The following is a 21,422-nucleotide window of genomic DNA, read 5'->3' as shown; positions in this document are numbered from 1 at the left end:
ACCCTACCGTCCGACGATCTTCGATTCGGCCTCCGGTTCCCGCATCGGGCGGGAGGCCAGGCAAGATGGGGGGCGTGACACTCATCGATCAGCTGCCGCCGACCGCCGACCCCGACGCCCTCTTCGAGGCCTTCTCCTCGTGGGCGGAGGACCAGGGCATCACCCTGTACCCGGCTCAGGAGGAGGCGCTGATCGAGGTCGTCTCCGGCGCGAACGTGATCCTGTCCACCCCGACCGGCTCCGGCAAGAGCCTGGTCGCCGCCGGCGCGCACTTCACCGCGCTGGCCCAGGACAAGGTCACCTTCTACACCGCCCCGATCAAGGCGCTGGTGTCGGAGAAGTTCTTCGACCTGTGCAAGCTGTTCGGCACGGAGAACGTCGGCATGCTCACCGGCGACGCCTCCGTGAACGCGGACGCCCCGGTGATCTGCTGCACGGCCGAGGTGCTCGCCTCCATCGCGCTGCGCGACGGCAAGGACGCCGACATCGGCCAGGTCGTGATGGACGAGTTCCACTTCTATGCCGAACCGGACCGCGGCTGGGCCTGGCAGATCCCGTTGCTGGAGCTCCCCCAGGCGCAGTTCGTCCTGATGTCGGCGACGCTCGGCGACGTCACCCGGTTCGAGGAGGACCTGACCCGCCGCACCGGCCGGCCCACCTCCGTGGTGCGCTCGGCGACCCGGCCGGTCCCGCTGTCGTACGAGTACGTCACCACGCCGATCACCGACACCCTGACCGAGTTGCTGGCGACGAAGCAGGCGCCCGTCTACATCGTCCACTTCACCCAGGCGCAGGCGGTCGAGCGGGCGCAGTCGCTGATGAGCATCAACATGTGCTCGCGCGAGGAGAAGGACAAGATCGCCGAGCTGATCGGCAACTTCCGTTTCACCACCAAGTTCGGCAAGAACCTCTCCCGTTACGTGCGCCACGGCATCGGCGTGCACCACGCGGGCATGCTGCCCAAGTACCGGCGCCTGGTGGAGAAGCTGGCCCAGGCCGGTCTGCTGAAGGTCATCTGCGGCACGGACACCCTCGGGGTCGGCGTGAACGTCCCGATCCGCACCGTGCTCTTCACCGCTCTCACCAAGTACGACGGCAACCGGGTCCGGACCCTGCGCGCCCGCGAGTTCCACCAGATCGCCGGGCGGGCCGGACGCGCGGGCTTCGACACGGCCGGGTTCGTGGTGGCCCAGGCACCCGAGCACGTCATCGAGAACGAGCGGGCGCTGGCCAAGGCGGGCGACGACCCGAAGAAGCGCCGCAAGGTGGTCCGCAAGAAGGCGCCCGAGGGCTTCGTCGGCTGGACCGAGAACACCTTCGAGAAGCTGATCGCCTCCGAGCCGGAGCCGCTGACCTCGCGTTTCAAGGTCACCAACATCATGCTCCTGTCGGTGATCGCCCGCCCGGGCAACGCCTTCGAGGCGATGCGCCGGCTGCTGGAGGACAACCACGAGCCTCGCAAGAACCAGCTCAGGCACATCCGGCGCGCCATCGCGATCTACCGTTCGCTGCTGGACGGCGGGGTCGTGGAGCAGCTGGACACGCCCGACGCCGAGGGCCGCACGATCCGGCTGACCGTGGACCTCCAGCAGGACTTCGCGCTCAACCAGCCGCTGTCCACCTTCGCGCTGGCCTCCTTCGACCTGCTCGACCCGGAGTCCCCTTCGTACGCGCTGGACATGGTGTCGGTGGTGGAGTCCACCCTCGACGACCCCCGCCAGATCCTGGCCGCCCAGCAGAACAAGGCGCGTGGCGAGGCCGTGAACGCGATGAAGGCGGACGGCATCGAGTACGAGGAGCGGATGGAGCGCCTCCAGGACGTCACCTATCCCAAGCCGCTGGAAGAGCTCCTGCTGCACGCGTACGACCTGTACCGCAAGAGCCACCCGTGGGTCGGCGACCACCCGGTCTCGCCCAAGTCGATCATCCGCGACATGTACGAGCGGGCGCTGTCCTTCACCGAGTTCACCTCCTTCTACGAGCTGGCCCGCACCGAGGGCATCGTCCTGCGCTACCTCGCCAGCGCCTACAAGGCGCTGGACCACACCATCCCGGACGACCTGAAGTCCGAGGACCTGGAGGACCTGATCGCCTGGCTGGGCGAGATGGTCCGCCAGGTCGACTCCAGCCTGCTGGACGAGTGGGAGCAGCTGGCGAACCCGGAGATCGAGACGGCGGAGCAGGCCCAGGAGAAGGCCGACCAGGTCAAGCCGGTCACGGCGAACGCGCGCGCCTTCCGGGTGCTGGTGCGCAACGCCATGTTCCGCCGGGTCGAACTGGCCGCCCTGGACCACATCGAGGAGCTGGGCGAGCTGGACGGCGAGTCCGGCTGGAACGCCGACGCCTGGGGCGAGGCGATGGACGCGTACTGGGACGAGTACGACGACCTGGGCACCGGCCCGGACGCCCGCGGCCCGAAGCTGCTGATGATCGAGGAGGACCCGGCGCACGGCCTGTGGCGCGTCCGCCAGACCTTCGCCGACCCGAACGGCGACCATGGCTGGGGCATCAGCGCCGAGGTCGACCTCGCGGCCTCGGACGAGGAGGGCCGGGCGGTGGTCCGGGTCACCTCGGTCGGCGAGCTCTGAGCGGGCCGCCGCCCGCACCCCGACCGTACGGGCCGGCCGTACCGGTACCCCGCGTACCGGTACGGCCGGCCGTAGGGTCCGTACCGCCCGTAGCGTCCGCACCTCCGGAACCGACAGCAGTGGAGATCCCCTGATGACGAACCCCGCCGAGAGACTCGTGGATCTGCTCGACCTGGAGCAGATCGAGGTCAACATCTTCCGCGGGCGCAGCCCGCAGGAATCCCTCCAGCGCGTCTTCGGCGGCCAGGTGGCCGGCCAGGCGCTGGTGGCCGCCGGCCGCACCGTCGAGAGCGACCGTCCGGTCCACTCGCTCCACGCGTACTTCCTGCGCCCCGGCATCCCCGGGGTGCCGATCGTGTACCAGGTGGAGCGGGTGCGTGACGGGCGTTCCTTCACCACGCGCCGGGTCACCGCGGTCCAGCAGGGCCGTACGATCTTCAACCTCACCGCCTCCTTCCATCACCCGGAGGAGGGCAGCATCGAGCACCAGCTGCCTCCCCGCCTCGACTTCCCCCACCCGGACACGCTCCCGAAGGTCGCGGACGAGATCCGCGAGCACCTGGGCGCCCTGCCCGAGGCGCTGGAGCGGATGGCCCGCCGCCAGCCCTTCGACATCCGGTACGTGGACCGGCTGCGCTGGACCCCGGAGGAGCTCAAGACAGCCGATTCCCGCAGCGCGGTGTGGATGCGCGCCGTCGGCCCACTGGGTGACGACCCGCTGGTGCACACCTGCGCGCTCACCTACGCCAGTGACATGACCCTCCTCGACGCCGTGCGCATCCCCGTCGAACCGCTGTGGGGGGTGCGCGGTTTCGACATGGCGAGCCTGGACCACGCCATGTGGTTCCACCGTCCCTTCCGGGCGGACGAGTGGTTCCTGTACGACCAGGAGTCACCCATCGCCCACGGCGGCCGGGGCCTCGCCCGCGGCCGGATCTACGACCTGGAAGGCAGGCTGCTGGTCTCCGTCGTCCAGGAGGGCCTCTTCCGCCCCTACACGGCGTCCGCGCCGGAGCCCGGGCCCGAGCCGGCCGGCACGGGCACCTCCACCGTCCCCTCGACCCCCAAGAGCTGAGCCGTCCCCATGCCGACCCCGGCCACCCCCTGCCCCTGCGGGCTGCCCGCCTCGTACGCCGACTGCTGCGGCCGCTTCCACTCCGGCGCGCAGCACGCGCCGACCGCCGAGCTGCTGATGCGGTCCCGGTTCAGCGCGTTCGCCCTGGGCGACACCGCGTACCTGATGCGTTCCTGGCACTCCTCGACGCGTCCGGCCCGGCTCGACCTGGATCCCGGCCAGCGCTGGGAGCGCCTGGACATCCTGGGCACCGAGAGGGGCGGGATGTTCGAGACGGAGGGCTCCGTGGAGTTCCGGGCGCACTACCGCGAGGGCAAGCACACCGGCTCGCTGCACGAGAACAGCAGCTTCACCCGCGAGGGCGGGGCCTGGGTCTACGTCGGCCCCCTCTCCCCCGTCGTCTTCGACTGACACCGGGCGCCGGTCAGGGTGAATTCCAGGCCGGTCCGGTAGGAGTCGATCTCGTCCGGCGCGTCCGCCCGGAGCAGCCGCTCGGCGACCTGCGCGGCGGCCGGGGCCTGCGGATGCCCGTAGGGCGGGGGCGGGGCCAGCGCGGACAGCAGCACCCGCTCGGCCTCGTCCGGCACCGACTGCCGGACCACCTCCTCGGGCAGGACGGAGGCGAGCACCGCGGCCCGGTCCCAGGGGTCGGCGGTCCGTCTCAGCAGCAGCTCCACATGCCGCTCCCGCCAGCGCCGGGGCCGCAGGTCGGCCCCGGCCAGCACGAGCTCCCGGTCCTCCGGGGGCGCGCTGCCCTTCAGCAGTCCGGGCCGGCTCCGGGCGAAGCCCCGTAGCTCCGCGGCGAGATAGAGCCAGACGACGGCACGGTAGCGATTGATCCGGTAGCCGACCGGCACCAGGTGCCCGCAGCGGGCGAGGCGGGTGAAGCGGCTCGGGCCGACCCCGAGCACCTCGGCCGCGGCCGCCGCTCCCACGGTCTCGACCTGCTCCCGCAGGTCGTCCGGGAACCCCGCGACCGCCCGCACCCGGTCCAACTCGGCGCGGGCGAAGCGCACTCCCGCGCCCGGAGCCCGAGGCCCGGCCCGCACGAGCCCCAGCTGCACGGCGCGGTGGAACTCCCCGCGCCGTAACCCCAACTCCCCTGCCGCCTGGGTGACTCCTACCAGGGCCGAGGGCGAGGGCGCCCGCGACGGCGTGCCGCCGAGCGGCGGCCGCGCCGCGCCGACCCCCGGGTCCGCGCCGACCCCCGGGTCCGCGCCGACCCTCGGGGCCGCCCCGGCGCCCGGGTCCGCCCCGATGCCGGAGTCCGCCCCAGCGGCCGCATCTGCCCGAGCGCCCGGGTCCGTGCCTGTGCTCGTACCCGGGGACTTGCCCGTGCCCGTGCCCGTGTCCGCGCCCCTGCCCGCTGACGTCTCCGCACTCGTGCCCTCGGGCTCGGCCCTGCTCTCGCTCGTGCCGGCCCTCGGACTCGGGCCGGCGCTCGCGCGCGTGGTGTCCGTGGTCCTGCTGTGGGCTTCCATGACCTTCATGACGTCCTCCCCGCATCCGAAAACTACGTTGCGTGAAGAACGTAACCGAGCGTCACAACACCCGGCCAGGCCTGTGGACAACTCCCCCTACTCCCCCTACTCCCCGGTGAGCCGCCGCTCCGCGACTCCCAGGTGCTCACCGACCCGGTTCACCAACAGCGTCATCTCGTAGGCGACCTGGCCGATGTCGGCCTCGGAAGCGCTCAGGACGCACAGGCAGCTGCCCGGGCCCGCGCCCATCACGAACAGCACGCCGTCGTCGTACTCGACCATCGTCTGGCGGACCTCACCGGCCCGGAAGTGCCGGCCCGAGCCCTTGGCCAGGCTCTGCAGGCCCGCGGAGACCGCGGCCAGGTGCTCCGCGTCCTCCCGGGCCAGACCGGCGCTCGCGCCGGTGACCAAGCCGTCGTTGGAGAGCACCACCGCGTGCCGCACCTGCTGGACCCTGCGCGTCAGATCGTCCAGCAGCCAGTCCAGCTGCTTGTCGAGTGCCATTTCCGCCCCTCCCCGTCGTCCCCCGTGGCCTTCGTTCCGCCAGCCTTCCCCACCAGTGGCTTCCCGGCAAGCACGATGTACCCATGGCGAGGAAGATGACTCAAGAGGAATGGCGGGCCTTCGTCTCCCATTCCACGCGCACGGCGAAACTGGCCACCGTCCGCGCGGACGGCAGCCCCCACATCGCTCCCGTCTGGTTCGTCCTCGCCGGGGACACGGTCGTGTTCACCACCGGCAAGGCGACCGTCAAGGGACGGAATCTGGCCCGTGACGCCCGTGTCGCCCTCTGCGTGGACGACGACCGGCCCCCGTTCTCCTACGTCTCGCTCCACGGGCGCGCCGAGACCAGCGAGGACATGGCGGAGCTGCTCGCCTGGGCGACCCGGATCGGTGCCCGCTACATGGGCGAGGAGCGGGCCGAGGCCTTCGGGCGGCGCAACGCCGTGCCGGGTGAACTCCTGGTACGGGTACGCATCGACAAGGTGGTCGCCGAAGCCGGCATCGCCGACTGACCCGCACCGGGCCCGGTCACCGCCCACGCCTAGACCGGGCCCGTCTGCGGCCCCACCGCGTCCAGCAGCCGGGCGGTGTGCACCCGCCCGGCATACTCGACCAGCCTGATCAGCACTTCCTTCCCGGAGTCCTTGTCACGCGCGTCGCACAGCACCACCGGCGTGCCCTGCTCCAGGTCCAGGGCCCGCGCCACATCCTGGGCGCCGTACGTCCGCGCTCCGGCGAAGCAGTTGACGGCGACGACGAACGGGATGCCGCGGTGCTCGAAGTAGTCGACCGCCGGGAAGCAGTCCTGAAGGCGCCGGGTGTCGGCGAGCACCACCGCGCCGAGCGCGCCCTGCGACAGCTCGTCCCACAGGAACCAGAAGCGGTCCTGCCCGGGCGTTCCGAACAGGTACAGCGCCAGCCCGGAACGGATCGTGATCCGGCCGAAGTCCATGGCCACGGTGGTGGTGGTCTTCTGGTCCACGCCGCCGGTGTCGTCGACGAGTTCGCCCGCCTCGCTGAGGAGTTCCTCGGTCCGCAGCGGCCGGATCTCGCTCACCGCCCCGACCAGCGTGGTCTTGCCGACCCCGAATCCGCCCGCCACCAGGATCTTCAGCGCGAGCGCAGCGAGTTCCGGCTCCGGTTCCGGCTCCGGCTCCGGTTCCCGTTCCGGCTCTGATGCCGGGGCCGGAACCGGCGCCGGAGCCCGGGCCGGCGCCGGAACCCGGGCCGGTGTCGCGCCAGGTCCCGGCTGCGCCCCGCGTGCCGGCTCCGGCAACTCGCCCGGCCCCGCGTCCGATCCGTACCGTCCCATCACAGTGCTCGCAATCCCTCGATGACTTCCCGCAGAATCCGCTCGTCCGGCAACTGGGCCGCCGGTACGGGTCTGCTGACGCGTACGTGTCCCGCCTCCAGCAGATCCCCCAGCAGTACGCGCACGACCCCGACCGGCAGGTCGGCGTCGGCGGCGAGTTCGGCGACCGACTGGGTCTCGGCCCGGCACAGGCCGAGCAACGACCGGTGTTCGGGCCCGAGCAGGGACTCGGTCGCCGCGTCGGCCCCGCCTGGCTCCACGGCCACGAGGGCGATGAGGTCGAACCGTACGCCGTGCGGTCCCGGTTTCGTCCGCCCGCCGGTCATGGCGTACGGGCGGACGAGCGGGCCCGCCTCGGCGTCGTACCACTGGACGTTCATGTGCCGGACCGCCCTCAACCCGCGGCCGGCGGGCGCCCGGCGAACCGCGGTGGCGCGTACAGGTGCTCGCCCACGCGCTTGACCAGGCGTGCCATCTCGTAGGCGATCAGGCCGATGTCGGCGCTGGCCGCGCTGAGCACGGCCAGGCAGGAACCGTCCCCGGCGGCGGCGACGAAGAGGAATCCCTCGTCCATCTCCACCATCGTCTGGCGTACCTTGCCGACCTGGAAGTGCCGGCCCGCGCCCTTGGCGAGGCTGTGGAAACCGGAGGCGACGGCGGCGAGGTGCTCGGCGTCCTCGCGGCCGAGTCCGCTGGAGGAGCCGACGGACAGGCCGTCGTTCGAGAGCACGACGGCGTGCCGGACCTCGCGGACCCGGACCACGAGGTCGTCCAGCAGCCAGTCCAGTTCGCCGGACCGCCGGACACGGTCCAGGTCGACGCCCGGGACCGGGCCGGCGCCAGGGCCGGCGCCGAAGCCCGGGCCTGAGACGGGACCTGGCCCTGGACGTGGACCTGGGCCTGCGGGGGCTGCGGGGGCTGCGCCGGCCCCCACTCCGACGCCTGGGCCCGGGGCGGGGCCGAGGCCGCCGATTCGCTGGTGCTCGATCATCCTTCTTCTCCTTCGTTGCCTGGGCGGCGGGAGTCCTGCTGCGCGCCGCGTGCCCAGCCGGCGCGGTAGGCGGCCATGCGCTCGCGGGCCTCCTCCGGACTGCGGCCGACCGCCGTGGCGGCGGGGCCGGGGACGGGTGGCGCGGCGGGTGCTTCCCGCAACTGCGGGACGAGGCTGGCTTGCCGGACCCGGCGGGGCAGCTCGGTCACTTCGGCGAGGGCGGGGGGTGGGGCGGTTGCTCGTGGGGCCGAGGCCGGGGTGGGGGCGCGGTGCGGCTCGGGTGGGGGCGGGGCGGGCGAGGCCGGAGGAGCAGGCGGGACGGGTGGGGCGGACCGGGTGAGGGGTGCGCGGGGCCGCAGGGTCGCTACGGGGGCCGGACGCGGCGGTTCCGTACGGCCGGGCCGGGCCGGCTCGGGCGACGGCTCGAAGCGCTGCTGCGGCTTGTCCGCCTCCGCCGGGCTCCGGGTCGGAGCGGAGGAGCCCGTCGGCTCCACGAGCCGGGGGGCCGGGTCGTACGGGAGCTCAGGTACGGGGGAGGTTGGTGCGGAGGCATGTGGTGCGGAGGCATGTGGTGCGGAGGCATGTGGTGCGGAGGCATGTGGTGCGGGGGCTGACGTGTGCTGGCGCCCTGGCTCGCGTTCGCGTTCCGGGTCACGCCCCTGCTCGTGCTCGGCCTCTCGCTCACGGCCGTACTCGTACTCGTACGCGTACGCGCGCTCCCGTTCCCCCTCGTGTTCGGGTCGGCGGGGCGGTCGACCGGCCGTGATCGCCCCCTGGAGCAGGCTGGTGGGCAGCAGCACGACCGCCGTGGTGCCGCCGTACGGCGAGGTCCGCAGGTGCACCTTCACCCCGTGCCGGGCCGAGAGCCGGCTGACGACGAACAGACCGAGCCGGTCGCTGTCGAACAGGTCGAGCGCCTCGGACTGCTCGATGCGCCGGTTGGCGTCGGCGAGGGTCCGCGGGCCCATGCCGAGCCCCCGGTCCTCGACCTCCAGGACGTAGCCGGCGCCGACAGGCTCGCCCGTCACCCGGACCTTGGTGTGCGGGGGCGAGAACTGGGTGGCGTTCTCGATGAGTTCGGCGAGGAGGTGGGTCAGGTCGGCGACCGCGGCGCCGACGACGGCGGCCTCCGCGAGCCGGTGGACCTCCACCCGGGGGTAGTCCTCGATCTCGGACACGGCGGCGCGGACGACGTTGGTGAGCGGGACCGGCATGCGCCAGGCCCGCCCGGGGACGGCGCCGGAGAGGATGATCAGGCTCTCGGCGTGCCGGCGCATGCGGGTGGTGAGGTGGTCCAGCCGGAAGAGGTCGCCGAGCTCGGCGGGGTCGTCGACGCGCCGTTCCATGGAGTCGAGCAGGGTGAGCTGGCGGTGCACCAGGACCTGGCTGCGGCGGGCCAGGTTGACGAACACCCCGGAGATTCCGCTGGCCAGTTCGGCGCGTTCCGCGGCGGCTGCGAGGGCGGCCCGGTGCACGGTCGCCAGGGCCTCGCCGACCTGGCCGACCTCGTCCTCGGCCGGCGGCCCGGGCGGGGCCTCGGCGGGGAGGTCCAGCTCCTGGCCGGCGCGCAGCCGTTCCATGGCGGCCGGGAGCTTGCGGTGGGCGATCTCCAGGGCGCTGTTGCGCAGGGAGACGAGTTCGACGACGAGGCCGCGGCCGATCCGGACGGAGATCACGAGGGAAGCGGCGACCGCGACCAGGCCCAGGAGGACGGCGGCGCCGGCGGGGCTGAGCGCGGCGTCGGCCAGCGGGGAGGTGCGGTCGAGCGCGGCGGCGTGGGCGGCGTTCTCGATCGCGCGCAGGGAGTTGGCCACGCTCGTGTACGACGCCTCCCAGGTGGGCGGGATGCCCCGGGCGTCCTTGCCGGGGGTGGTGGGGTTGCTGGTGGCGTTGCCGGGGCTGGTGGCGTTGCTGGGGCTGGTGCTGCTGGCGTTGCTGGTTGTGCCGCTGGCGTTGCTGGTGGCCGGGGTGGGGCCGGCCGCGAGAATGCGGTCCTCCGCCGCGGTGAGGTCGGCGTACGCGGCGCTCTTCGCCACGGCCTGCCAGGCTGCGGCCTGGGCGGGAGGAAGGTCACGGGCGGCGGCCTCGGTGAGGGTGCGCCGGGCTTCGACGGTGCCGGTCAGTTTGCGCAAGGTGTCGGCGGTCCGTGGGCCGGGGAAGGCCAGCAAGGCGTCCTCGCGGGCCAGGAGTTCGGCGGCGCGGGCGAACTCCAGCGGCACCCGGCCGACGCCGCCGCCGTCGCTCCGCAGACCGCCGGAGTCCGCTTGCCCGGCGGCGGAGAGCGCGCCGCCGACGGCGAGGGCCGCGTCGACGACCTTGGTGTACGCGTCGTACGCGGCGTCGGGCGTGGCGCGGCGCTCGGCCACGTCGGTGCGCGTGGCGGCGAGGGCCTCGGCCGCGCTGACGAAGGCCCGCAGCCGTACGGCGACCGCGGGGGGCCGGTCGCCGGCGTCGGCCACGGTGTGCCGGTCGCCGAGCCGCAGCCGGGCGACGGCGGCGTCGGTGCGGCCTGCCTGCGCCTGGAGGCCGCCGGCCTGGTCGGGACCGGGATCGGCCAGGTAGCGGACGGCGGCGCGCCGTTCGGCCTGGAGCTCGGCGAGGGCTCGCCCGATCGGCGTGCGGATCTCGGAGTCGGCCTGCTGCGCCCGGCTGAGGCGGGCCACGTCCTGGGCGGTGCTGAGGGTGGCGAAGGCCCAGAGGCCGAGCAGGGAGACGACCGGGACCATCAGCAGCGAGACGATCTTGGCGCGGACGGTGCGGGGGCGCAGGCGGATCCGGTGCGGCGTGCGGGGGTGGGGGCCGGGGCGCGGGCGGCGGCCGGGGTCCCACGCGCCGTGGGGACGCGGGGTGTCGGGTCCCGCCTGCGGGGTGTCGGGTCCCGGATGCGGGGCGTCGGCTTCGGGCCGTCGGTCGTCGGCTCCCGGCTGCCGGTCGTCGGAGCCGGGCCGTGCGGCGTCGGAGCCGGGCCGTCGGTCCTCGGAGCCGCGCCATGGGTCGCCGGAGCCGGCCCGTCGGTCCTCGGAGCCAAGCCGTGGGTCGTCGGAGCCGGCCTGGACGCTGTCGGCCCGGGCCTGCCGGGTGTCGGACCCGGCCCGAGCGGGGCGGGGTCGGCTCCACGCGGCTTCGGCGGGGGCCGGGGCGGCGGCCGTCGGTTCCTCCTCGGCGGGCTGCCCGGCGTGCGCGCGGCGACCGCGCGCCGGGGGCGCGGGCGGCCGGGACGCCGCGTTCAGGCGGGCGTCGGCGGCGTCCGGGGTCCTGCGGGGTATGCGCATGGGCTCCTCGTTCCGGGGCGGTGGGGCAGGGTTCCGGGCCGGGCTGGGCGTGGGTTCCGGGGGCGGGGCGGGCTGGGTTTCGGAGGCGGTGCTCCGGGGCGGCGCGTGGACAGCAGGTGGTGCGGGCAACCAGAGCGGGCAGGCCCAGCCGAGCGGGGCGAAAGGCCAGGGCGAGCACGGGCGGGGCAGCGGCGTAAGGGAGGCGCGGCGCAGGCGGCGCAGCAGCGCGGCCTGGCGTGGAAGGCAGGTTCAGGGCACGGTAGTCGGGGGCAGGGGCGGCAGCCGAGCGACGTAGCACCGTCGTCGGGGCGGAAGGCAAGGACAGGCGAGGTAGTCGGGGTGGCAGGGGCAGAGGGCGGCAGCGCTGCCGCGACGGATGCCAGGACGGCAAGCGACAACAGCGGGGCACCGTCGCCACGGTGAAGAGCAAGAGCAGCCTGGGCAGTTGGGAAGGCAGGGCGGCCAGGGCGGCAGGTGTAGGAGCGGGGCAGCTCCCGCGCAGCGGATGCCGGGACGGCAAGCGCAGACGGGGTGCCACCGTCGCCGGGGCGAAGAGCAAGGACAGGACTCGGCATTCGGGGACAAGGACGGCAAGGACAGGCCGTGTGGCGGCGCCGTCGGGCGGTGGCAACAGACGGCGACGGCAAGCGGCTGCCCCTGGGGGCAACAGTCGGGCACGGCAGACCCGGGCAGCCGGTGGCACAGCAGGCGGGAGAGCCCGCCGGGAGGCAGGACCGGCACGTAGGCGGTGCCGGAAGGAAGGCAACGGACGGGCAGGACGGGCAGGGCGGGCAAGGCGGGCAGGGCGGGCAGGGCGGGCCGGGGCAGTGAGCGGCCCAGGAGGCGGCGGGGGCGGACGGGAGGCGACACACGGGCACGGCAGGCGAGGACAGCGGGTGGCACGCGAGGCAGCGGTGCCGGACGGGAGGCGACACACGGGCACGGCGGGCGGGGGCAGCGGCAGCGGCAGCGCGGGGGGCGGCGGGGCCGGACGCGGGGAGGGAAGTGGGTGGCACGGGAGGCAGGGGGTGGGGGCTTCGATGGTTCAGTTCGCCGCGGCGCCCGCCGTCGCGCCCAGCCTCCGGGCTGAGGCCGAGGCCTCGCGTTCGTCGGCGGTCGGGGACAGGGCGACGAAGGCGGAGGTGATGAACAGGTACGAGCCGAGGCCGACCGCGAGCGGGAAGATGAACTGCAGGGCCGTGGCACCCGGGAGGCCCGCGTCGGAGGGGGTGACGCGTACGGCCACGGCCAGCATGCCCGTGTAGTGCATGCTGCTCACGGCCGCGCCCATGACCAGGGAGGCCACGGCGACCGCGGCCGGGGACTTGATGTTGAGGGCGGCCCACAGCGCCGCCGTGGCCGCGACCACGGCGATCACCACGGACAGGCCGACCATGAGGAGGTCGTAGGTGATGCGGCCGTGCAGGCGCAGCGCGGCCATGCCGAGGTAGTGCATGCTCGCGACCCCCAGGCCGGTGGTGAGGCCGCCCAGGACGAGGGCCTTGCCCCGGTCCCGGGCGTGGCCGTGGCCGACGGCGAACACGCCGGCGCCGACCACCACCATGGCGACGAGCAGGCTGAGGACGGTCAGCGGCACGTCGTAGTGGATCGCGGTGCCGGTGACGTGGAAGCCGAGCATCGCGACGAAGTGCATCGTCCAGATGCCGGTGCCGATGGCGGAGGCCGCGGTGAGGAGCCAGTTGCGGCGCGAACGTCCGGTGGCGGCGAGCGCGCGGACGGTGCAGCGCAGCCCGAGGGCGGCGCCGATCGATGCCATCACGTACGACAGTACGGGGGTCAGCCAGCCATAGGCGGCGTGGTCCAGGTGTCCCATGGCCCAGGGACGCTAGTCCGGGTGAGGGCGCGAACAAGGGGCGCATTTCGAAAGCTGCTGGAATATGACAGAAGGACGTTCGACTGCGACACATCCGATCGCACACGTGGCACCGGTTGTACGCCGAAGCCCGGCCGCGACGCGGATGCGGGATCATGGGCACATGAGCGACGACCCCACACGTGTGCAGGAGTTCTTCGGCCCCCGCGCGGCGGACTGGGACACGAAGTTCCCCGACGACGGCCCCGCCTACGCCGCCGCCGTCGCGGACCTGGGCCTGCGCCCCGGCGACCGGGTCCTGGACGCCGGCTGCGGCACGGGCCGCGCCCTGCCGCCGCTGCGCGAGGCCGTGGGCCCGGGCGGCACGGTCGTCGGAGCCGACCTCACGCCCGAGATGCTCGCCATGGCGGTCCGGGCCGGGCGGGACCGCGACGGGGCGCTGCTGCGCGCCGACGTCGGTCGGCTGCCGCTGCGCGACGGCTGCCTGGACGCGGTGTTCGGCGCCGGGCTGATCTCCCACTTGGCCGACCCGCCCGCGAACCTGCGGGAGTTGGCGCGCGTCGTCCGCCCCGGCGGGCGGCTGGCGCTGTTCCACCCGATCGGGCGCGCCGCGGTGGCGGCGCGCCACGGCCGGGCGATCACCCCGGACGACCTCCGGGCCGAGCCGAACTTGCGTCCGCTGCTGGAGGGTTCGGGCTGGGAGCTGACCTCGTACGTGGACGAGGACGCCCGCTTCCTCGCCCTCGCCGTACGCCGCCGGGCCTGACGGCCGACCGCCAGGGCCCGGGCCGACGGCCGGGGCCAGGTGGCCCATGGCCAGGGCCGGGGCCAGGGGCCGACGTCCGGGGCCGGGGGCCGACGTCCGGAGCCGGGCGCCGACAGCCGGAGCCGGGCGCCGACAGCCAGGGCCAGGGGCCGACTGCCGGCCGGAGCCAGGGGCCGGAGGACCGTAGGCGGGGGGCTACTGCTGGGCGTCGGCGCCCGCCGCCCTGCGCGGGTGCGGCACGGGGCAGCCGCCCTTGCCCGGGACCGGGAAGGTGCCGAGCTCGCCGACGTCGTAGCCGCCGGGGTAGCTCTTGATCTCCCGGTTCTGGCGGGCGTAGTGCGGCTCGGTCCGCGGCGGCAGCAGCCGTACCGCCCGCCCGCGCAGCCGGAGGGCCCCGCGGACCAGGCGGCGTACCCACGGGCCGGGCGGCGCGAACCGCAGCGCTTCCAGCAGCGGCCGGTCCAGCAGGGCGAGGGCGGCGCCGCGCACGAGCGGGGCGAGCGGGGCGGGGTACCAGGAGGCCATCAGGTCGAGGGTCGCGTCCGCGACCTTCCTGCCGCCCTCGTCCCAGCCGAAATGCTCCCGTTCGTAGGCATCGACGGTGGCTTCGAACTCCTCGTAGGAGCCCGGGATGTCCTGAATGCCCATATGGCGCCCCAGAGTCGCGTAGTAGCGGGCGGCGGCGCGCTGCTCGTGGGGGGTCAGCGGGCGCCAGCCGTAGGCGTCCAGCCAGCGCTTGGGAATGACCACGAACGTGCACAGGACGTAGCGCATGTCCGCGTTGCCGATGTCGTAGCTGCGGTGCATCTGGTTGACGCGGCGGATCGCGGTCCGCGCGACGTCGCTGTCGAAGCCGTGCTCCACGACGGCGTCGAGCAGCAGGGCGGTGTCGTCGTAGCGCTTCTGGGCGTGGCCGGTGAACTCGCCGGTCTCGGCCAGGAGGCGGCCGATGGCGGGGACGGCGTACGTGCGGTAGAGGGCGAGCTCCAGGGCGCGGGTGATGTCCCAGGGGAACTCGTAGGTGCTGGTGAGCCGGTAGATGGCGAGGAAGTCCTGGTCCGGATCGAGGCGGAGGATCTCCTTCAGCCGCTCGTAACGCTGCACCGGGCATCCCTTTCTGTGACGGGTTGCCAACTGTCCGTGGCGGGCTGTCAACTCTACGTGCAGGCGGCGGGCTTGGAAATCGCCGCCCGCCACCTCTCGACGCGCGGGTTACCGGCTGGTTAGGGTGCGCCGACGAGAGTGCACCAGGAGGTCCCGTGTCCGATGACGAGGCCGGCGGTTCGCTGTACGTGCTGTCCGCCGTACTGCTGACCCCCGCGCAGTTCCCGAGCGTCCTCGGCGACGACTATCCGGAGGCGTGCGCCCAGCTCGGTGTGGAACCGGTGGCGGACGGCTACGGGCTGGTGCTCGGGCAGGACGAGGACGGCGCCCGCTGGACGGTGGTCGTGGACGACGTCTCGCTCGTGGCGATCGCCATCGCCTCCTGGGACTGCGGGATGGAGTACGACCTCTCCCCCGACGAGCGCAGCATCGTGGTGTCGCTGGGCGGCTGGCCGCTCGCTCTGGCGGTGTCCGCGCCGGGTGTTCCGGACCCGCACGATCCGGAACAGGGAGCCGACGGGACCGGCCGGGTGCCGCTGTCGCCGCCTTCGGCGGACGTCTGGGGTCCGGTGCAGCGGCGGCTCGGCGCGGACCAGGTCGCGCAGCAGTGGGGCGAGTGGCGGGAGCGGTTCGCGGCCGCGGGGGCGGCTGCGGCCGGAGCCGCGGCCGAGGCGGGGACCTCGGCCGGGGCCGGGGGCGCAGTGCCTTCGCCGGTCGGGGCCGGGGAAGGGACGGCGGCGGGTGCCGGCGCGGCGACACCGGCGGGGGCGCCCGCCGGGCTGCACCGGGCGCTGGCCGAGGCCCGGGCCTACGCGCAGGAGCCGCCTCCGCCGGGCCGGGTGCGGTCGTCGTTCGCGGGCGAGGACTCCCGCCTGCTCCGCGCGGACGGCCCCGGCTGGTCCCTGGTGGCCCGCACCGACGACCTCGCCTTCGTCCTGCTGGACGAGGCCCCGAGCACGGTCATCCCGGTCCCCCGCGAGGGCGACACGGACCTGCCGGGCCTGCTGGCGGCCCTGGACGCGGTGGCGGTACGCCCGGCGTAGGGCCAGGCCCCTGCCAGGGGGCGCCGGGCCCGGCGGTGCGGTGGCGCGGCCGCCGACCCGCGGCGGCGCAGCGGACCGCCCCCCTGCGGCCGGGGGCCGCCGGCCCGCCCGGCGCGGCGCCGAGAGCCCCGCCGGGCGCGGCGGGAACGCGACGGGAGCCGCCCCGCCGGAGCTGCGGCTCCGGGGTGGTCAGACCTTCGCGAGGGGGACGTGGGGTTCGGCGGGGAGGGTGAGCGTGATCGGGTCGCCCGGGCGGACCGTGCCGCCCCGGCGGACCACGCCCATGATCCCGGCCTTGCGGACGATCCGGCCCTCGTCGTCGCGGCCGACGACCCGCTTGAGCAGACCGGCCTGGAAGTTGTCGATCTGGGCGCAGGGGTTCCGCAGGCCCGTGACCTCGACGACGGCCTCCTCGCCGAGGCGCAGCAGGGTGCCCGTCGGCAGCGCCAGCAGGTCGATGCCGACCGTGGTCACGTTCTCCCCGAGCTGGCCGGGGGCCACCGTGAAGCCGGCCTCGGCGACCTCGTCGAAGAGCTCCTGGTGGATCAGGTGGACCTGGCGGAGGTTCGGCTTCGTGGGGTCCTGCGCGACCCGGGAGCGGTGCTTGACCGTGACGCCCGCGTGGACGTCGCCCTCCACGCCCAGCCCGGCGAGCAGGGTGATGCTCTCGCGGTTGGGCTTGGTGAAGGAGTACGCGGCGTTGCTGCTCACGGCCAGGACCTGGCCTGCCCCGACCCCGGGACTCCCCTCTGCCGAGAGGTCTCCCCGGGCGACCGTAGGAACCGCCGTGGGTGCCTGGTCCGCCGTAGCCGTCGTAGACGCCGTAGACGCCGTAGACGCCGTAGCCGCCGTGCGGTCTCCCTCGGTCGGCATCTGGCCCGCTCCGTCGCTCATTCCTGCTCGTCCCCCCGCTTCACCCGTTCGTTCCCGCTCCGCACCGCCGCCCCGCGCCGACGACCCGCGCCGCCGACCCGCGATGCCGCCCGGCCGCACCGCGGCCTAGCGGCCCAGCTGTCGTCTGGAGGCGCCGCGCAGCCGACGCCGCTGGGACCGGTCCAGCAGCAGGTACGCGGCCACCGGCACGCCGATCAGGACCGCCAGACCTGGCCAGAACCCGACCGTCCAGAACAGCACCACCGCGGCCACGACACCCGCAACCGCGATCTTCCCGCTCGTCGACATCGTACGGACACCTCCCATTGCGCCGGCCCTACCCCCTCAACGCGCGCGGCCGGCGGACCGTTCCCGGCCGCCCGCTCCCGTTCCCGGCCGAAGGCGTGCTTGTCGTCGCTGCCCGCCGCGACGACGATGAGCGCTCCAGGAGCCGCGGATGCCAGGGAGGCGACATGACCGGTCCGTCGGTGGCGCTGCCGGACGGGGTGGATCCCGCCGCCCGGACCCGGGAACTGCGCGGCGCCCACGACGCGTTCACCCGGCACGGACGCGTCCAGGGCCGGGTGCGGACGGTCATCGCGCAGTCGTGGCGGCGCTGCGCGCGGGCCCGCGTCAGCCCGGAGTCCACGGCCCGGGTCGAGCTGCCCGGGCCGGAGCTGCGGGAGTACCGGGAGGAGCATCCGCTGGCCCGGGTGATGCCGGTGTTCCGGGAACTGATCGGGGCCTACGCCGCCCACCAGGAGCACCTGCTGGCGGTGTGCGACGCCCGCGGCAGCCTGCTGTGGGTGGAGGGCGACACCGGCACCCTGACCCGGGCCGAGGGCCTCGGCTTCGTGCCGGGCGCCCGCTGGGCGGAGTCCGCGATGGGCACCAACGCGCCGGGGACGGCGATGGCGGTCGGCGCGCCCGTCCAGGTCTTCGGCCCCGAGCACTTCAGCCGGCAGGTGCACCCCTGGACCTGCGCCGCGGCCCCGCTGCGCGATCCGCGCACCGGGGAACTGCTGGGCGCCGTGGACATCACCGGCGGCGACGGTCTGGCGCACCCGCACTCGCTGGCGTTCGTCCAGGCCGTGGCGCGGGCGGCGGAGTCCCAGCTCGCGCTGCTGGAACCGGCCCCGCCGCCGGCCCACGGCACCCTGCGCGCGCTCGGCCGGGACGAGGCCCTGCTCGTGCTGGGCGGCCGGCGGCTGCGGCTCGGGCGGCGGCACAGCGAGATCATGGCGTTGCTGGCGCACCGGCCCGAGGGCTGGTCCGGGGAGGAACTGGCGATCGCGCTCTACGAGGACGAAGCGGTCGCCCCGGTGACGCTGCGGGCCGAGATGTCCCGTCTGCGGAACCTCCTCGGGCCGGGGGTGCTGCTCTCCCGCCCGTACCGCACGGCGGCACCGCTGCGGGCGGACTTCACCGCGGTGACCCGGCGGCTGGCCACCGGCGCGGTGTCTGCGGCGCTCAGCGGCTACGCGGGCCCCCTGCTGCCCGGCTCCACCGCGCCGGCCGTCGTACGCCTGCGCCGCCGCATCGAGGACGCCGCGCGCGCCGCCGTGATCGCGCGGGCGGACTGCGGCCTCCTGGCGGACTGGGTGTGCAGCCCGTGGGGCGAGGACGACCCGGCGGCGTGGCAGGCCCTGGCCGCGGCCCTCCCCGCGCACGCCCGCCCGGCCGCCCTGGCCCACGCCCGCACCCTGGACAAGGAACTGGGCGCGGAACCGGGCGCGGAACCGGGCGTCGAACGGGGCGCGTGGAGCTGAGCGACGCCGTGCGGGGGCAGGGCGCGGTGCAGGCAACGTAGGTGCAACCCGGGGCTCCTTAGGCTCGCCCGCGGCGCTGTCCGGTGGGCGGACGGCGGACGGCGGACGGCTGACGGCGGACGGCGGACGGCGGACGGCCGGTGGAGGACGCATGACCCGGTACGCGGCACCTGGCACCGAGGGCGCGCTCATGGCGTACGCGCCCCGCTACGGGCACTTCATCGGCGGCGCGTACGTGGACCCGGTGCGCGGGCGCTGGTTCGCCAACCCCTCCCCGGTCGACGGCCAGGTGTTCACGGAGGTGGCACGCGGCACGGCGGAGGACGTGGAGCGGGCGCTTGACGCGGCCCACGCCGCGGCCCCCGCGTGGGGCCGCACCCCGGCCGCCGAGCGGTCCGCGGTGCTGCTGCGCATCGCCGACCGCACGGAACAGCACCTGGAGGCGCTGGCGGTCGCGGAGACCTGGGAGAACGGCAAGCCGGTCCGTGAGACGCTGGCCGCCGACCTACCGCTGGCGATCGACCACTTCCGGTACTTCGCCGGTGTGTTGCGCGCCCAGGAGGGCAGCCTCAGCGAACTCGACGGGGACACCGTCGCCTACCACTTCCACGAACCGCTGGGAGTGGTGGCGCAGATCATCCCGTGGAACTTCCCCCTCCTGATGGCCGCGTGGAAGCTGGCACCGGCGCTGGCGGCCGGCAACACGGTCGTGCTCAAGCCGGCCGAGCAGACCCCGGCCTCGGTGCACTACTGGCTGGGCCTGGTCGCCGACCTGCTGCCGCCGGGCGTGGTGAACGTCGTCAACGGCTTCGGCGAGGAAGCCGGCAAACCCCTGGCGTCCAGCCCGCGGGTGGCGAAGATCGCGTTCACCGGGGAGACGTCGACGGGCCGGCTGATCATGCGGTACGCCGCGGAGAACCTCAAGCCCGTCACCCTGGAACTGGGCGGCAAGAGCCCGAACCTCTTCTTCGACGACATCTGGGCCGTCGACGACGACCTGCGGGACAAGGCCCTCGAAGGCTTCGCCATGTTCGCCCTCAACCAGGGCGAGGTGTGCACGTGCCCCTCGCGCGCCCTGATCGAACGCGGCCGCTACGGCGACTTCCTGGACGCGGCCGTCGCCCGTACGCGGCTGATCGTGCCGGGGCATCCGCTGGACACGGACACGATGATCGGCGCGCAGGCCTCGGAGGAGCAGCTGAAGAAGATCCTGTCGTACGTGGAACTCGGCCGGAAGGAGGGCGCGAAGATCCTCACCGGCGGCCGGCGCCAGGAGCTCGACGGGGAACTGGCCGGCGGTTACTACGTCCAGCCGACCGTCTTCGAAGGCGACAACCGGATGCGGATCTTCCAGGAGGAGATCTTCGGCCCGGTGGTCTCGGTGACGTCGTTCGAGGACTTCGACGACGCGGTCCGCATCGCCAACGACACGGCCTACGGCCTCGGCGCGGGCGTGTGGACCCGCGACGTGAACACCGCCTACCGCGCCGGCCGCGCCCTCCAGGCGGGCCGCGTCTGGCAGAACACGTACCACGCCTACCCGGCGCACGCCGCCTTCGGCGGCTACAAGCAGTCGGGGATCGGCCGCGAGGGGCACAAGATGATGCTGGAGCACTACCAGCAGACGAAGAACCTGCTGGTCAGCTACTCGCCGAGGAAGCTCGGGCTCTTCTGAGGGCCTTGGAGGGCGTGTCGTGCGGCAGCCGGGGCGGAGTGGGCCAAATCTTGCTCAAGGCCGGGCCCGCGCCCGCCGCCCGGGCAGGGGAGGCGTCTAGCTTGTCCGGACATGAGCGTCGATCGTAGCTGTGGGGCAGAGGTGTCTGTCGCGCGTCGCCGACTGGTGCGCGCGGGGTTGAGCGGGGCCGCGGTGTTAGGGGCGGGGCTGGTGTGCGGGGCCTCGGCAGCCTCGGGAGGGCGAGCCGGGGCGGCGGCCGTGGGCGGGTCGCGGCCGTGCGCGCCGGGGCCTGCGTGGCGTGAGCTGATGGCGGGGAACCGGCGGTGGCGAACGTTTCACGAGAGCCGTCCGGACCGTGCCCGGAGTGTCCGCCGGGCGCTGGTGGGCGGGCAGCACCCGTTCGCGGTGGTCCTGGGGTGCGTGGACTCGCGGGTGCCGCCGGAGCTGGTCTTCGACCAGGGCCTGGGTGATCTGCTCACCGTGCGGTCGGCGGGCGAGGTCCTGGACGAAGCGGTCCTGGGCAGCATCGCGTACGGGGTGCTGGAACTGGGCGTCCCGCTGATCGTCGTCCTGGGTCATCAGGGGTGCGGAGCGGTCGCCGCCGCCGTGCACTCCGAGGCCGGCGGCGCGCTCCCGGCACACATCCGCTACTTGGCGGAGCGGATCCGGCCGGCGATCGATCACGCGCTCGAGGGCGAGGCCCGGATCGACGCGGCGGTCACCGAGAACGTGCGCCGCGTCCGGGCGCGCCTGACCGCCGAGCCGGACCTCGCCGCCCGGATCGCCGACGGTCGCCTGGCCATTGTCGGCGCACGCTACGACCTGACCAGCCAGCTCGTGCGCAAGGTGCCCTGATCTCCCCTGGTCGGTGAACTTCCCGACGGACCCTCACCGGCTAGACTTGCAGAGTTATGCAATTTATTAGTTGCGGATGTGGCGGACGGGGGTGCGGTGTGGCCGGGTTCGAGGAAGCGGCGCTGGAACGGGTCCGTGCGGCGCGGGCTCGCCTCCAGGCTGCGCAGGAGGCTGGCGATGCCTTCGACGAGGCGCAGGCCGCGGAGGAGTTGGAGGACGCGCTGCGCGTGGCCCACGATCACGGCGTGGCCACCGGCACCGGGGACACCCGATGAACCTC

General features: G+C 74.2%; 21 protein-coding genes. 11 read left to right on the top strand and 10 right to left on the bottom strand.

All coding sequences use genetic code 11. The features are described 5' to 3' along the window. Positions 1-74: 74 nt before the first annotated feature. The 3 genes from LG632_RS03335 to LG632_RS03325 all read left to right on the top strand — a co-directional run bounded on the left by LG632_RS03335 (position 75) and on the right by LG632_RS03325 (position 4,074). Complete coding sequence (locus tag LG632_RS03335; protein WP_226724968.1) at positions 75-2,588, top strand: DEAD/DEAH box helicase; 2,514 nt, start codon at positions 75-77, stop codon at positions 2,586-2,588. Positions 2,589-2,721: 133 nt separating this feature from the next. Next, on the top strand, positions 2,722-3,663 hold the full coding sequence (locus LG632_RS03330; protein ID WP_226724966.1) for an acyl-CoA thioesterase: 942 nt from the start codon (positions 2,722-2,724) through the stop codon (positions 3,661-3,663). A gap of 9 nt (positions 3,664-3,672) precedes the next feature. Continuing rightward, positions 3,673-4,074 carry a YchJ family protein gene (locus LG632_RS03325; RefSeq protein ID WP_226724964.1) on the top strand — a complete coding sequence of 134 codons (402 nt, stop codon included), beginning with the start codon at positions 3,673-3,675 and terminating at the stop codon, positions 4,072-4,074. Here LG632_RS03325 and LG632_RS30110 read toward each other — a convergent pair. Both LG632_RS30110 and LG632_RS03315 read right to left on the bottom strand, forming a co-directional pair. Then, positions 4,038-4,727 (bottom strand): DUF6397 family protein, encoded by a 690-nt coding sequence (locus LG632_RS30110; RefSeq protein WP_308107858.1) that lies wholly within the window; start codon positions 4,725-4,727, stop codon positions 4,038-4,040. The two genes, LG632_RS03325 and LG632_RS30110, sit on opposite strands and share 37 nt — an antisense overlap. 522 nt (positions 4,728-5,249) lie before the next feature. After that, positions 5,250-5,648 (bottom strand): roadblock/LC7 domain-containing protein, encoded by a 399-nt coding sequence (locus tag LG632_RS03315; protein ID WP_226724962.1) that lies wholly within the window; start codon positions 5,646-5,648, stop codon positions 5,250-5,252. A gap of 83 nt (positions 5,649-5,731) precedes the next feature. On the opposite strand from LG632_RS03315, the gene LG632_RS03310 reads away from it, so the two are divergent. Further along, the gene (locus LG632_RS03310; protein WP_226724960.1) at positions 5,732-6,160 is read left to right on the top strand and encodes a PPOX class F420-dependent oxidoreductase; all 429 of its coding nucleotides are present in this window, start codon (positions 5,732-5,734) and stop codon (positions 6,158-6,160) included. A 29-nt stretch (positions 6,161-6,189) separates the two neighbouring features. On the opposite strand, the gene LG632_RS03305 is transcribed toward LG632_RS03310, so the two are convergent. From LG632_RS03305 to LG632_RS03290, 3 genes are all read right to left on the bottom strand, one after another. Continuing rightward, a complete protein-coding gene (locus LG632_RS03305) occupies positions 6,190-6,750 on the bottom strand; it encodes a GTP-binding protein (RefSeq protein WP_226724958.1) in 561 nt (186 codons plus the stop codon). Between the two features lie 209 nt (positions 6,751-6,959). Continuing rightward, on the bottom strand, positions 6,960-7,340 hold the full coding sequence (locus LG632_RS03295) for a DUF742 domain-containing protein (protein WP_226724956.1): 381 nt from the start codon (positions 7,338-7,340) through the stop codon (positions 6,960-6,962). Positions 7,341-7,354: 14 nt separating this feature from the next. Further along, positions 7,355-7,747 carry a roadblock/LC7 domain-containing protein gene (locus LG632_RS03290; protein ID WP_226725005.1) on the bottom strand — a complete coding sequence of 131 codons (393 nt, stop codon included), beginning with the start codon at positions 7,745-7,747 and terminating at the stop codon, positions 7,355-7,357. Here LG632_RS03290 and LG632_RS30455 point away from each other — a divergent pair. Next, the gene (locus tag LG632_RS30455) at positions 7,697-7,828 is read left to right on the top strand and encodes a hypothetical protein (protein ID WP_308107865.1); all 132 of its coding nucleotides are present in this window, start codon (positions 7,697-7,699) and stop codon (positions 7,826-7,828) included. The two genes, LG632_RS03290 and LG632_RS30455, sit on opposite strands and share 51 nt — an antisense overlap. 119 nt (positions 7,829-7,947) lie before the next feature. On the opposite strand, the gene LG632_RS03285 is transcribed toward LG632_RS30455, so the two are convergent. Beyond that, positions 7,948-11,223 (bottom strand): sensor histidine kinase, encoded by a 3,276-nt coding sequence (locus tag LG632_RS03285; protein ID WP_374203388.1) that lies wholly within the window; start codon positions 11,221-11,223, stop codon positions 7,948-7,950. 1,045 nt (positions 11,224-12,268) lie between these two features. After that, positions 12,269-13,057 (bottom strand): MHYT domain-containing protein, encoded by a 789-nt coding sequence (locus LG632_RS03280; RefSeq protein WP_226724954.1) that lies wholly within the window; start codon positions 13,055-13,057, stop codon positions 12,269-12,271. Positions 13,058-13,220: 163 nt separating this feature from the next. Between LG632_RS03280 and LG632_RS03275 the strand changes: the two genes are divergently transcribed. Next, a complete protein-coding gene (locus LG632_RS03275; protein WP_226724953.1) occupies positions 13,221-13,823 on the top strand; it encodes a class I SAM-dependent methyltransferase in 603 nt (200 codons plus the stop codon). 195 nt (positions 13,824-14,018) lie between these two features. On the opposite strand, the gene LG632_RS03270 is transcribed toward LG632_RS03275, so the two are convergent. Continuing rightward, a complete protein-coding gene (locus LG632_RS03270) occupies positions 14,019-14,927 on the bottom strand; it encodes an oxygenase MpaB family protein (RefSeq protein WP_226724952.1) in 909 nt (302 codons plus the stop codon). Positions 14,928-15,082: 155 nt separating this feature from the next. Here LG632_RS03270 and LG632_RS03265 point away from each other — a divergent pair, with 155 nt between their 5' ends. Continuing rightward, on the top strand, positions 15,083-15,970 hold the full coding sequence (locus tag LG632_RS03265; protein WP_226724950.1) for a hypothetical protein: 888 nt from the start codon (positions 15,083-15,085) through the stop codon (positions 15,968-15,970). 189 nt (positions 15,971-16,159) lie between these two features. On the opposite strand, the gene LG632_RS03260 is transcribed toward LG632_RS03265, so the two are convergent. Then, the gene (locus tag LG632_RS03260; RefSeq protein WP_226725001.1) at positions 16,160-16,687 is read right to left on the bottom strand and encodes an MOSC domain-containing protein; all 528 of its coding nucleotides are present in this window, start codon (positions 16,685-16,687) and stop codon (positions 16,160-16,162) included. Positions 16,688-16,969: 282 nt separating this feature from the next. Then, positions 16,970-17,152, bottom strand: a complete 183-nt coding sequence (locus LG632_RS03255) for a tail-anchor membrane protein (protein WP_226724948.1) — start codon at positions 17,150-17,152, stop codon at positions 16,970-16,972. A gap of 164 nt (positions 17,153-17,316) precedes the next feature. On the opposite strand from LG632_RS03255, the gene LG632_RS03250 reads away from it, so the two are divergent. From LG632_RS03250 to LG632_RS03235, 4 genes are all read left to right on the top strand, one after another. Continuing rightward, positions 17,317-18,612 (top strand): GAF domain-containing protein, encoded by a 1,296-nt coding sequence (locus LG632_RS03250; RefSeq protein ID WP_226724945.1) that lies wholly within the window; start codon positions 17,317-17,319, stop codon positions 18,610-18,612. 151 nt (positions 18,613-18,763) lie between these two features. Beyond that, positions 18,764-20,287 (top strand): acetaldehyde dehydrogenase ExaC, encoded by a 1,524-nt coding sequence (exaC, locus tag LG632_RS03245; RefSeq protein WP_226724943.1) that lies wholly within the window; start codon positions 18,764-18,766, stop codon positions 20,285-20,287. Positions 20,288-20,398: 111 nt separating this feature from the next. Further along, positions 20,399-21,142 (top strand): carbonic anhydrase, encoded by a 744-nt coding sequence (locus LG632_RS03240; protein ID WP_226724942.1) that lies wholly within the window; start codon positions 20,399-20,401, stop codon positions 21,140-21,142. 98 nt (positions 21,143-21,240) lie between these two features. Then, complete coding sequence (locus LG632_RS03235) at positions 21,241-21,417, top strand: hypothetical protein (RefSeq protein WP_226724940.1); 177 nt, start codon at positions 21,241-21,243, stop codon at positions 21,415-21,417. Positions 21,418-21,422: the final 5 nt, after the last annotated feature.

The organism is Streptomyces antimicrobicus (genome assembly GCF_020532625.1).
In the GTDB taxonomy this organism is placed as follows: domain Bacteria; phylum Actinomycetota; class Actinomycetes; order Streptomycetales; family Streptomycetaceae; genus Streptomyces; species Streptomyces antimicrobicus.
The sequence above is the reverse complement of the archived record's forward strand: the minus strand, read 5'-3'. Positions and strand labels throughout refer to the sequence as shown.